Origin of the sequence: Kitasatospora sp. NPDC058444 (genome assembly GCF_042721415.1) — a bacterium.
In the GTDB taxonomy this organism is placed as follows: Bacteria; Actinomycetota; Actinomycetes; order Streptomycetales; family Streptomycetaceae; genus Kitasatospora.
Window position 1 is genome coordinate 18,029 of sequence record NZ_JBHXLL010000071.1, and the last position, 11,576, is coordinate 29,604.

The 11,576-nt window shown below is 72.3% G+C and carries 10 protein-coding genes; 3 read left to right on the plus strand and 7 right to left on the minus strand.

Translation table 11 applies throughout. The features are described from left to right. The first annotated feature begins 4 nt into the window (after positions 1-4). On the plus strand, positions 5-1,108 hold the full coding sequence (locus ACFWP2_RS38205; RefSeq protein ID WP_380460483.1) for an alkene reductase: 1,104 nt from the start codon (positions 5-7) through the stop codon (positions 1,106-1,108). Between the two features lie 128 nt (positions 1,109-1,236). After that, the gene (locus ACFWP2_RS38210) at positions 1,237-2,046 is read left to right on the plus strand and encodes an aminoglycoside N(3)-acetyltransferase (protein ID WP_380460485.1); all 810 of its coding nucleotides are present in this window, start codon (positions 1,237-1,239) and stop codon (positions 2,044-2,046) included. A 78-nt stretch (positions 2,047-2,124) separates the two neighbouring features. On the opposite strand, the gene ACFWP2_RS38215 is transcribed toward ACFWP2_RS38210, so the two are convergent. The 6 genes from ACFWP2_RS38215 to ACFWP2_RS38240 all read right to left on the minus strand — a co-directional run bounded on the left by ACFWP2_RS38215 (position 2,125) and on the right by ACFWP2_RS38240 (position 8,968). Next, a complete protein-coding gene (locus tag ACFWP2_RS38215; RefSeq protein WP_380460487.1) occupies positions 2,125-3,654 on the minus strand; it encodes a M1 family metallopeptidase in 1,530 nt (509 codons plus the stop codon). Between the two features lie 163 nt (positions 3,655-3,817). Beyond that, the gene (locus ACFWP2_RS38220; RefSeq protein ID WP_380460489.1) at positions 3,818-5,356 is read right to left on the minus strand and encodes a M1 family metallopeptidase; all 1,539 of its coding nucleotides are present in this window, start codon (positions 5,354-5,356) and stop codon (positions 3,818-3,820) included. 152 nt (positions 5,357-5,508) lie between these two features. Further along, entirely contained in the window at positions 5,509-6,381 is an 873-nt protein-coding gene (locus ACFWP2_RS38225) for a sulfurtransferase (RefSeq protein ID WP_380460491.1), read from the minus strand. A 203-nt stretch (positions 6,382-6,584) separates the two neighbouring features. Then, positions 6,585-7,667: a class I SAM-dependent methyltransferase gene (locus ACFWP2_RS38230; RefSeq protein ID WP_380460493.1), complete on the minus strand. Its 1,083-nt coding sequence runs from the start codon at positions 7,665-7,667 to the stop codon at positions 6,585-6,587. A gap of 145 nt (positions 7,668-7,812) precedes the next feature. After that, positions 7,813-8,139 carry a hypothetical protein gene (locus ACFWP2_RS38235; RefSeq protein WP_380460495.1) on the minus strand — a complete coding sequence of 109 codons (327 nt, stop codon included), beginning with the start codon at positions 8,137-8,139 and terminating at the stop codon, positions 7,813-7,815. Between the two features lie 166 nt (positions 8,140-8,305). Beyond that, a complete protein-coding gene (locus ACFWP2_RS38240) occupies positions 8,306-8,968 on the minus strand; it encodes a polysaccharide deacetylase family protein (protein WP_380460497.1) in 663 nt (220 codons plus the stop codon). A gap of 445 nt (positions 8,969-9,413) precedes the next feature. Here ACFWP2_RS38240 and ACFWP2_RS38245 point away from each other — a divergent pair, with 445 nt between their 5' ends. After that, positions 9,414-10,274 (plus strand): SAM-dependent methyltransferase, encoded by an 861-nt coding sequence (locus ACFWP2_RS38245; RefSeq protein WP_380460499.1) that lies wholly within the window; start codon positions 9,414-9,416, stop codon positions 10,272-10,274. A gap of 48 nt (positions 10,275-10,322) precedes the next feature. On the opposite strand, the gene ACFWP2_RS38250 is transcribed toward ACFWP2_RS38245, so the two are convergent. Then, positions 10,323-11,192 (minus strand): Fpg/Nei family DNA glycosylase, encoded by an 870-nt coding sequence (locus tag ACFWP2_RS38250; protein ID WP_380460501.1) that lies wholly within the window; start codon positions 11,190-11,192, stop codon positions 10,323-10,325. Positions 11,193-11,576: the final 384 nt, after the last annotated feature.

Here is an 11,576-nt window from a genome sequence, read left to right on the forward strand (position 1 = left end):
CGGCATGACCACCACCGCCACCGCATCCCTGCTCACCCCGTACCGCCTCGGCCGGCTCGACCTGCCGAACCGCGTCGTCATGGCCCCGATGACGCGGTACCGGGCCGCCGAGGACGGTACGCCGCTGCCCGTCGTCGCCGAGTACTACGCCCAGCGCGCGAGCGCCGGCCTGATCGTCAGCGAGGGCATCTGGCCCAGCCGGCAGGGCCAGTCCGGCTGGCGCCTGCCCGGCCTGGAGACGCCCGCGCACGTGGCCGGCTGGCGCGCGGTGACCGAGGCCGTGCACGCCGCCGGCGGCCGGATCGTCGCCCAGCTGATGCACGGCGGGCGCCAGGGGCACCCGCTCAACCGGCTGCTCGGCGACGTCCCGGCCGGCCCCTCCGCCGTCCCGGCCCCGGGGCCGGTGCACACCAGGGACGGCGGCAAGGCCGAGGCCGTCACCCCGCGCGCCATGACCCGCGAGGAGATCCACCGCACCGTCGCCGAGCACGTCGCCTCCGCCCGTCTGGCCCTCGACGCCGGCTTCGACGCCGTCGAACTGCACGGCGCCAACTCCTACCTGATCCACCAGTTCCTGGCCGACAACACCAACCTGCGCACCGACGAGTACGGCCCGCGCACCCTCGCCGACCGCCTGCGCTTCCCGGTCGAGCTGGTCACCGCCGTCGCCGGGGCCGTCGGTGCCGACCGCCTGGGCCTGCGGCTGTCCCCCGGCAACCCGCAGTTCGGCATGCACGAGGCCGACCCCGCACCGGTCTACCGCGCGCTGCTCGCCGAACTCGACGCCCTCGGCCTGGCCTACCTCCACCTCACCGACAACGACGACTACCCGGCCCTGGCCGACCTGCGACCGCGCTGGTCCGGCCCGCTGATCGGCAACGTCGGCGAGAACCGCGCCGCCACCGACCGCGAGCGCGGCGAGGCGGTGCTCGGCGCCGGCCTGGCCGACCTGGTCTCCTACGGCCGCGCCTTCATCGCCAACCCCGACCTGCCGGAACGGTTCGCCGCCGACGCCCCGCTCGCCCCCGTCGACCCCACCCACCTCTACGGCCAGGAGGCCACCGGCTACACCGACTACCCGCGCCTGCGGCCGGCCGCCCGGCCGTGAGCCAGGCCGTGGGCACGGTCACGGACCGGCGGACCGCACCCCCGTCCTGACCGATTGTCAGTCCCACCCGCTATGGTCGGCCCCGAACCATCCCGACACGAACAGCACCACCGTCACCAGGGGGCACCATGACCGCACCGGGCACCGGCCCGCTCACCACCGCCGATCTCGTCGAGGGCTGGCACCGGGTGGGCGTCCGGGAGGGCATGGCGCTGATCGTGCACTCCTCGCTCTCCAGCCTCGGCCGGGTCGAGGGCGGCGCGGCGGCCGTGGTGGCCGGCCTGCGCGAGGCGGTCGGCCCCGGCGGCACCGTCGCGGCGCCCACCTTCACCTCCGACACCGTCCGCGACCCCGCCCCCGGGCACAGCGGCCCGCCCGATCCCGAGGTCGCCGAACTCCGGGACGCCGTACCGCTGTTCCACTCCGAGCTGCCCTCCGCCACGGGCGCGGTGGCGGAGGCACTGCGCGCCCTGCCGGAGGCCCTGCGCAGCACCCACCCGCAGGTCTCGGTCGCGGCCGTCGGCGCCCACGCCCGGGAGGTCACCGCCCGGCGCTCGCTCGGCTTCGCCGTCGGCCGGGAGTCGCCGTTCGGCGCGCTGCACGACCTCGGCGGGTACGTTCTGCTGGTCGGCGTCGGCCACAACCGCAACTCCTTCCTGCACTACGCCGAGACCTTCGCACCCAACCGCCGGCTCAAGCTCCGCCGCTTCCCGATGGCGATCCAGGGCGAGCGGGTCTGGATCGAGGCGCCGGACGTGGGGGACGACAACGACACCCACTTCCCGCTCGTGGGGCGGGAGTTCGAGGAGCAGGCGGGCATCCGCGAGGTCCTGGTCGGCGAAGCGCCCTGCCGGCTGGTCCCGGTCCGCGAGCTCATACCCTTCGCCGTCCGCCGCCTCACCGAACTACTGGCGGCGGACGGCCCGGGAGCGGCGTAGGCCGGGCCGACGGCCCCCGCCGCAGCCGCGGAACCGCCGGCCCGCCCCGCTGCCGCCCCGCCGCCTGTCGGCCTGCCGTCAGCGACCGCCCTCGTGCACCGAGTTGGTCTCCTGGATCTTCTTCCAGGACTTCGGCTCCACCGCCGGCGTTCCGGCGTCCGCGCCCGGCGCCGGCGAAGCCGAGAGCGCGGCCGCCGCGCCCGACGGCACCGGCCCGACGGCGGGCTTGCTCGCGGTGAACAGCCAGGTATTCAGCACGTCCCCGAGCTTCTGGCCCGAGACCTTCTCGGCGTACGCCTGGAACTCCGGGATGGTGGCGTTCCCGTAGCGTCGCTCGGTGGGCCAGCCCTTCAGGATCCGGAAGAACTTCTCCTCTCCGACGGTGTTGCGCAGCGCCTGGAGGGCCACCGCGCCGCGGTCGTACACCGCGAGGGAGAACTGGTTCTCCTCGCCCGGGTCGCCCGGCTTGACGGTCCAGAACGGGTCGTCGGCCGGGCGCGAGGCGTAGACGTAGTCGGCCAGCTCCTGCGCGGTGCCCTCGTCCTCGTGCTCGGACCAGAGGAACTGCGCGTAGCGGGCGAAGCCCTCGTTCAGCCAGATGTCGCTCCACCGCGCGAGCGAGACGCTGTCGCCGTACCACTGGTGGGCCAACTCGTGTACGACTACGGAGGTGTTGGAACCCTTGGCGAACAGCCCGGGGCCGTAGGAGACCCGGGTCTGGGTCTCCAGGGCGCCGCTGGACGTGGTGTTGGCGACGTAGCCGCCGACGGAGCTGAACGGGTACGCGCCGAAGTAGCCGCTCAGCCAGTCCACCAGCTCGCCGGTGCGCTCGATGCTCGCCCGCGCGGCGGCCGCGTTGCCCCCGAGGTCCTTGCTGTACGCGTTGTAGACCGGCAGCCCGCTCGCCGTGGTGTCCCGGGTGATGTCGAACTTGCCGATCGCGAGGGTCGCCAGGTACGTCGCCTGCGGCTTGTTCTCCCGCCAGCTGTAACGGGTCCAGCCGGCCTGCGAACTGGTGCCGGCCAGCACCCCGTTGCTGATCACCTGGTTGCCGTCCGGCACCAGCACCGAGACGTCGAAGGTCGCCTTGTCGCTCGGGTGGTCGTTGCTCGGGTACCACCAACCGGCCGACACGGGCTCGCCGGCCACCACCGCACCGTCCGGGGTGCGGCGCCAGGCGGTGTAGCCGCCGTACCTCGTCACGGTGGACGGCACGTCCTTGTACCGCACGACCACGGTGGCCTGGCTGCCCTTGGCCAGCGGCCGGGCGGGGGTGATCTCCAGTTCCTGATCGCCGCTGGTGGTGAAGGAGGCCGCCCGCCCGTTGACGCGGACCTCCGAGACCTTCAGCGCGAAGTCGAGGTTGAAGCGGGAGAGGTTCTGAGTGGCCGTGGCGAGGATGGTCGTGGTGCCCTCCAGCTCGTCCGTGGCGGGCTGGTACTTCAGCCGGATGTCGTAGTGCGAGACGCGGTACCCGCCGTTGCCGAGGGTCGGGTAGTACGGGTCCCCGAGGCCGTCGGCGCCCGGCTGGAAGCCGGAAGCCGAGGCGGGGACGGCCAGGAGCAGGCTCAGGGCACCGGCAGCGGAGACGATCAGCCTCTTGCGCACGTGGTCCTCCAGGGATCAGGAATCGATCGGGTCGCATCGATCCCTGTCCCGGCGGTTCCTCGCCCACTCCCCGATCGTGAGACCTTCATGAGAAGAAACCCGCCGAAATGACGGCTTCGCAGGCGGTGCGCGAAGCCGTCACTCCAGCCGGTCGGACATTCCGTCAGTTGTGGGCTTCGTGCAGCGAGTTGGTCTCCTTGATCTTCTTCCAGGACTTCGGCTCCACCGGCAGCGTGCCCGCGTCCGCGCGCGCGCCCGGCGCCAGCGAAGCCGAAGCCGAAGCCGAAGCCGCGGTGCCCGGCGGCACCGGCCCCACGGCGGGCTTGCTCGCGGTGAACAGCCAGGTGTTCAGCACGTCCCCGAGCTTCTGGCCCGAGACCTTCTCGGCGTACGCCTGGAACTCCGGGATGGTGCCGTTCCCGTAACGGCGCTCGGTGGGCCAGCCCTTGAGGATCCGGAAGAACTTCTCGTCCCCGACGGCGTTGCGCAGCGCCTGGACGGCCACCGCACCGCGCTCGTACACGGCGCTGGAGAACTGGTTGTCCGGGCCCGGGTCGCCCGGCTTGACGGTCCAGAACGGGTCGTCGGCCGGGTGCGAGGCGTAGACGTAGTCGGCCAGCTCCTGTGCGGTGCCCTCGTCCTCGTGCTCGGACCAGAGGAACTGCGCGTAGCGGGCGAAGCCCTCGTTCAGCCAGATGTCGCTCCAGCGGGACACCGAGACGCTGTCGCCGTACCACTGGTGGGCCAGCTCGTGAACGACCACGGAGGTGTTGGAGCCCTTGGCGAACTGCCGGGGGCTGTAGAAGATCCTGGTCTGGGTCTCCAGGGCGTATCCGGTCGGGACGTTGGGGACGTAGCCGCCGACCGAGCTGAACGGGTACTCGCCGAGGTAGCCGCTGAGCCAGTCCACCAGCTCGCCGGTGCGCTCGACGCTCGCCCGGGCCGCGTCGGCGTTGTCCCCGAGGTCCTTGCTGTACGCGTTGTAGACCGGCAGCCCGCTCGGCGTGGTGTCCTTGGTGACGTCGAACTTCCCGACCGCCAGCGTGGCCAGGTACGTCGCCTGCGGCTTGTTCTCCCGCCAGCTGTAGCGGGTCCAGCCGGCCTGCGAGCTGGTGCCGGCCAGCAGGCCGTTGCTGATCACCTGGTTGCCGTCCGGTACCAGCACCGAGATGTCGTAGGTGGCCTTGTCGGTCGGGTGGTCGTTGCTCGGGAACCACCACCAGGCCGACTCGGGCTCGCCCGCCGCCACCGCGCCGTCGGGGGTGCGCAGCCACGCGGTGAAGCCGTACTTCTTCACGGTGGACGGCACGCCCTTGTAGCGGACCACGACGGTGGCCTGGCTGCCCTTGGCCAGCGGCCGGGCGGGGGTGATCTCCAGCTCCTGCTCGCCACTGGTGCTGAAGGAGGCGACCCGCCCGTTGACCCGGACCTCCGAGACGTTCAGCGCGAAGTCCAGGTTGAAGCGGGAGAGGTCCTGGGTGGCCGTGGCGAGGATGGTCGTGGTGCCCTCCAGCTCGTCCGTGGCGGGCTGGTACTTCAGCCGGATGTCGTAGTGCGAGACGTCGTACCCGCCGTTGCCGTAGGTCGGGTAGTAGGAGTCGCCGACTCCGGCCGCGCCGGGTTGGAAGCCGGACGCCGAGGCGGGGACGGCCAGGAACAGGCTCAGGGCACTGGCAGCGGAGACGATCAGCCTCTTGCGCACGTGGTCCTCCAGGGATCATCGGAACGATTGGGTCGGATCGATCCTTGTCCCGGATGTCCCTGTTCCACTCCCCGATCATGAAATGTTCATGAGATGAAACGCGCCGACATCACGGCGCCCCACCCGATCACCCCCTCACCCGCGCCCGCCCCTCACGCCCCGAGCACCACCGGCGCGCGCACCAGCGAGCCGTACTCCGTCCACGAGCCGTCGTAGTTCTTCACGTGCGGGTAGCCGAGCAGCTCGGTGAGCGCGAACCAGGTGTGCGCGGACCGCTCGCCGATCCGGCAGTACGCGATCACCTCGCGCTCCGACTCCACGCCCCTCCCCCCGTACAGCTCCCGCAGCTCCTCCGCCGAGCGGAACGACCCGTCGTCGTTGGCCGCCTGCGACCAGGGGATGTTGACCGCGCCCGGGATGTGCCCGGGCACCTGCGCCTGCTCCTGCGGCAGGTGCGGGGGTGCGATCAGCTCGCCCCGGAACTCGGCCGGCGAGCGGACGTCCACCAGCACCGCGTCCGCCCCGGGCTTGGCGAACACCTCGGCCTTGGCCAGGACCTCGTCCCGCAGCGCCCGCAGCTCCGGCCGTTCGGGCCCGCCGATCCGGTAGCCGGTGTGCTGGTAGTCCATCACCTCGGGGGTGAGCTCCCGCCCCTCCAGCTCCCACTTCTTGCGCCCGCCGTCCAGCAGCCGCACCGGCCCGAAGCCGCGCAGCCGCAACAGCCAGTAGGCGTAGGCGGCGAACCAGTTGTTGTTGCCGCCGTAGAGCACCACGGTGGTGTCGTCCTCGACCCCGGCCGCCCGCAGCAGGTGCTGGACGCCGTCGCGGTCGATGTAGTCCCGGCCGACCTGGCTGTGCAGATCGGTGGTCCAGTTCCAGCCGACCGCGCCGGGGATGTGGTCCCGGTCGTAGGCCTCGGTGTCCTCGTCCACCTCGACGACCCGGATCGTGCCGTCGTCCAGGTGGTGGGCCATCCATTCGGTGCGGACCAACGCCTCGGGGTGCGCGTAGCCGTTGCCGGTCATCCCAGGCCCTCCTTCGCTCTGCCCAGGTTGCGGCGCCCGACCACGGGCACGGACGGCCGTACGGGCACGGCGGGGCACCGGCGACCGGGCCGGACAGTTCGAACCTACGCCGCCCGTCCGGCCCGGGCCACCCGCCGGAGCGCCCGGCCCGGGAACGCGCCGGTCAGCCGTTCGCCACGCCCGTCACCCGCTCCCCGCGCCCGTCAACCGTTCGCCGCGCCGTCCAGCCGCGCCACGTAGTACAGGTTCAGCACGTCCCCCTCGACCCGCTTCGCCTCGACCGACCGGAACCCGGCCTCCGCCAGCATCCGCCGGGCGGTCTGCTCGCCCCAGACCGTCCCGAGGCCCTCCCCGCCCTCGCCGAGCGAGACCGTCATGCAGTAGAAGGTCGAGAAGGTGTAGAGCGCGGGCGCCAGCGGGTGGCCGATGTTCTCCGCCAGCTCGCTGCTGGCGGCGATGTCGCCCATCAGGAAGACGCCGCCGGGCCGCAGCGCGCCCGCGACGGCGGCCAGCGTGCGGGTCGGGCGGGCCAGGTCGTGGATCACGTCGAAGGCGGTGACCAGGTCGTACCGCCCGTCCAGCTCGGCCGAGTCGGCGACCTCGAACCGGACGTTGCGCAGGCCCAGTTCGGCCGCCGACGCGCGGGCGGCGGCGATCCCCTCGGCGGAGATGTCGATGCCGGTGAAACGGCTCTCCGGGAAGGCCCGGGCGAGCACCGTGACGGCGTGCCCCTGCCCGGTGCCGATGTCCACCGCGTCGATCCCGGCCCTCAGCCGCTCGGTCAGCCCGTCCACCAGCGGCACGATCGCGTCCACCAGCGCCAGGTCGTACACCCGGGCGCTCTCCTCGGCCTGGAGCCGCTGGAAGCGCGGGTACGCCGAGTAGGGCATGCCGCCGCCGGTGCGGAAGTGCCCGAGCAGTTCCTGTTCGACCTCGCCCATCATCCCGACGAAGGGCATCATCCCGGCCAGGTTGTCCGGCCCGGCCGCCCTGGTCAGTGACGCCGCGTGCTCGGGCGGCAGCAGGTAGGTGCGCTCCTGCGGGTCGTACTCCACGAAGCCGGCGACGACCATGCAGCCCAGCCACTCGCGCACGTAGCGCTCGTCGAGCCCGGCGGCCCGCGCGATCTCCTCGCCGGTCGAGGGGTCGAGCCCGGCCATCAGGTCGAACAGGCCGGTCTGGTGGCCGATGCTGGTCATCAGTCCCAGGCAGGCGTCGTTGAGGACCTCCAGCACGCGCCCGCCGAAGGCCTCCTGTTTCACCGCGTCCAGTTCCCGTACGGACATGACTTCCTCCTCCGCGGCCGGGACGGCGCCCCCTCTTCAGTCACGCTACGCCACTCACCCGAACGGCCCCACAGCAAGCGCGGTGGGGCCGTTCGGCGGTTCTCGGCCCGACGCCGGGCCGCCCTGATCCGCGGTGACGGTCCGCTCAGGAGAAGACGACGGAGCGCAGCTTCAGCCGGTCGCCGAGCTTCTTGCCGGGGTTCATGACGTAGAAGACGTCGCCCTCGCAGCCGAAGTCCAGGTAGACCGTGGCCGTGGAGCGGGTGAGGTTCTCCGGCGCGAAGCCCGGAGCGTCCTCGGTCGTCCACGGCAGGTCGATGCACTCGGCGCTCTGCGGGTCGGCCAGGCCGGTGACGACGCCGGGGCCGACCTTGTAGAGGAAGTCGCCCTCCGCGGCGTTGGCGGAGAACGGAACGGCGAGGACGAGGGCGACGGCGCTGGCGGCGGCGAGCACGGCGTTGCGGAGACGCATGAGTGAGGGCCTTTCAGGTGGTACTCGGCGGTACCCGGATTCATCGGTGCGAGATCACCCTAGAGGCCCAAAATCCGCAAAAACGGTTCTTCTAATCCACCTATTCGAGTGGTTTAAAGGTTAAAACCGCTACCCGTCCTCCTGCGGAAACCCACCGGAGAACCTCTCAGTTCGGCGGAGCGGTGAAGTAGTACCCCGAGTCGACGAGCACCGGCAGGTACGCCTTCAGCGCCGCCACCGTCTGCGACCGGTCCCCGCCGCCGTCGTGGTTGAGCACGATCGACCCGGCCCGGACGTTCTTGAGGATCCGGTCGATGATCGCCGAGGTCCCGGGCCGGGCCCAGTCCCGCGGGTCCACCGACCAGGCCATGTTCCGCATCCCGAGGTCCGCGGCCACCTTCAGCGAGGCCGCCGACCAGTCCCCGCCCGGCGCGCGGAACCAGGTGGGCTGCCGGCCGGTGGAGCGCTGCAGCACGTCGGAGGTGCGCTCCAGCTCGTCCCGCACCTTGGCCTCGGACAGGCTCCGCAGGTCCGGGTGGGTCCAGGTGTGGTTGGCGATGTGGTGGCCGCGGTCGGCGATCTCCCGCACCAGGGCGGGGTGCTCGGCCGCGTTCTCGCCGATCAGGAAGAACGTCGCCCTGATCCCGTACTGCTCCAGCAGGGCCAGCACGGTCGGCGTGTGACGGGGGTCCGGGCCGTCGTCGATGGTGAGCGCCACCACCCGCCGCTCCGGGTCCAGGTCGTACACCGGTTTGCTCTCCGCCTCGGTGAGCACCCGGCGCACGGGCACCGCACTCTGCGCGGCGGCCGACGGCACCGACGAGGCCACCGCGGACGGCGCACCCCCCGAAGCCGCCGCCGACGAGGGCGCGGCCCCCGGTTCACCCGACGCCCCCTCGGGCCCCGCCGGAGCCGCCGGGCCGGCGGCACCGCTCGCCCCCGCCGCGGCCCCGCTCCCCCCACCGCCCACGTAACTCCGGCATCCGGCGGCCGCCGTCCCCAGCAGGGACATTCCGGCCGCAACCAGCAGCAATCTACGCGAAGTAATCTGACGATCAGACAGCATTGTGCATGCATCCCCCGACCGCCGCCGCCCCTCCCGGGGGCAACTCCGACGGACCCGATCACCACTCCGACGGCCCAAGGGCCGTCCCCGCACACCCCGCGTCCGAAGATCTTCCACGGATCTTCCCCGACCGGACGCTCCGCGTCCTGTCCGGACCGCTACGCTGTGCCTTCCCCAGTGTGATGATCTGCCATCAGAGGACGTGGCCATGACGACAAGTCAGGACTTCCCCCACCAGGGCCCGCAGGGCGACGACTCCCCCGAGCTCAGCCAGTGGGAACGTTTCGGCGTCGACACCACCGCCCCGCACTCTGCGCGCGTGTACGACTACTGGCTGGGAGGCAAGACCAACTTCCCGCCGGACCGCGCCATGGGGCAGGCCATCGAGCAGGCCGTCCCCAGCGTCAAGGCGATGGCCAAGGCCAACCGGGCGTTCCAGGGCCGGGCCGTGCGCTACCTGGCCCAGGAGCACGGCATCCGCCAGTTCCTCGACCTCGGCACCGGCATCCCGACCTCGCCGAACACCCACGAGATCGCCGAGGCGGTCAGCCCGGGAACCCGGGTGGTCTACGTCGACAACGACCCGATCGTGCTCGCCCACGCCCGCGCGCTGATGGTCTCCAGCCCGGCCAGCCGCACCACCTACATCCACGCCGACCTGCGCAAGCCCGAGGAGCTGTTCGCCGACCCGGCGCTCACCGCCACCCTCGACCTCACCCAGCCGGTCGGCCTGCTGATGATCGCCGTCCTGATGCTGATCGCCGACAAGGACGACCCGTGGGGCCGGGTGGCCGCGCTGCGCGACGCCCTCCCGTCCGGCAGCTGCATCGCCCTGACCACCCCGACCCCGGACTTCGACCCGGAGGCCGTCGGCAAGGTCGCCGAGGCCGCCCGGGCCGGCGGGATGACCCTGGTGCCGCGCGGCTACGACGACGTGGTCCGCTTCTTCGACGGCTGGGACCTCGTCGAGCCCGGCGTCGCCCCGGTGCTGGCCTGGCGCCCGGACGGCGAGCCCCCGGCCGACCCGAAGGCCGCCTACTACTGGGGCGGCGTCGCGATCAAGCGCTGACACGAGCGCCGGCCGGGTGGGACGCGGCCGTCCCACCCGGCCGAAACGTCACTTCAGCAACCGCGACAGCCGCCGGTCCGCCAGCGGCTTGCCCCCGGTCTGACAGGTCGGGCAGTACTGGAGCGAGGAGTCCGCGAAGGACACCTCACGAATCGTGTCCCCGCACACCGGACAGGGCTGCCCGGTCCGCCCGTGCACCCGCAACCCGAGCTTCTTCTCCGCCTTCAGCTCCCCCGCCGCCAGCCCCCGCGAGCGCTCCACCGCCTCCCGCAACGTCCCGCCCAACGCCTCGTACAGCCGGGCCACCTCCTCCTCCGACAGACTCCCGGCGATCTTGTACGGCGACATCCGGGCCGCGTGCAACACCTCGTCCGAATACGCGTTGCCCACCCCCGCCAACACCCGCTGGTCCCGCAGCACCCCCTTGAGCCGCCGCCGCTCCCCCCGCAACAGCCCGGCGAAGTCCGCCAACGTGAAGCCCGGATCCAGCGGATCCGGCCCGAGCCCCGCCACCCCCGGCACCTCGGCCGGATCCCGCACCACGTAGACCGCCAGCCCCTTCTTCGACCCGGCCTCGGTGAGATCGAACCCGTCCCTACCCTCCCCCACCAGCCGCACCCGCAACGCCAACGGATTGCGCGGACCCGGCCGCGGCGGCTCAGCGGGCATCCGGTCCTTCCACCGCACCCACCCGGCCCGCGCCAGGTGAACCACCAGGTGCACCCCCTCGGCCTCGACGTCCAGGAACTTCCCGCGCCGACTCACCGCCCCCACCGTCCGCCCCTCCAACACCGCCACCGGCGGGTCGTACGTCTTCAACGCACTGATCGCCACCGGCTGCACCCGGGCGATCACACGCCCGACCAACCGCTCGGACAGAAAGACACTCAGCGCCTCAACCTCAGGCAGCTCCGGCATGCGCCCAGTCTCCCCCAGCCCCCTGCCACCCCGCCTCCCAGCGGGCACGCAGGGCGAAGCCCGCGCGCCCGCAACCCCAAACCACTCCCACCCACAGCCCCCCACCCCCACACCCCACCGGGTGAGCGGGACGCCCACCTCCCCCACCTCCCCCACCCACCCACCCCCTCACCCCCTCCCCCTCCCCCTCCCCAGCGAGAGGGACGCGCTGCGGGAGGGGGCGGCGCAGGGGGTGGGTGCGGAAAGGGGCGTTGCGGGTGATTTTCAGACTGCCAACGGTCTCAACGCCCCACCCTCAGAGTGGGCAGTCTGAAAATCATCCAGCCCCCGGAGCACCCCCCCCCCCCGCGGGCCCCCCGCCCCCCCCGGCCCGGCAGCCCCCCC

Bases quoted from the DNA above. Each gene is read 5' to 3' on its own strand.
- ACFWP2_RS38225 (WP_380460491.1), bottom strand. From the start codon at position 6,381: ATGACCGGCAACGGCTACGCGCACCCCGAGGCGTTGGTCCGCACCGAA.
- ACFWP2_RS38250 (WP_380460501.1), bottom strand. From the start codon at position 11,192: ATGCCGGAGCTGCCTGAGGTTGAGGCGCTGAGTGTCTTTCTGTCCGAG.
- ACFWP2_RS38245 (WP_380460499.1), top strand. From the start codon at position 9,414: ATGACGACAAGTCAGGACTTCCCCCACCAGGGCCCGCAGGGCGACGAC.
- ACFWP2_RS38210 (WP_380460485.1), top strand. From the start codon at position 1,237: ATGACCGCACCGGGCACCGGCCCGCTCACCACCGCCGATCTCGTCGAG.
- ACFWP2_RS38205 (WP_380460483.1), top strand. From the start codon at position 5: ATGACCACCACCGCCACCGCATCCCTGCTCACCCCGTACCGCCTCGGC.
- ACFWP2_RS38230 (WP_380460493.1), bottom strand. From the start codon at position 7,667: ATGTCCGTACGGGAACTGGACGCGGTGAAACAGGAGGCCTTCGGCGGG.
- ACFWP2_RS38235 (WP_380460495.1), bottom strand. From the start codon at position 8,139: ATGCGTCTCCGCAACGCCGTGCTCGCCGCCGCCAGCGCCGTCGCCCTC.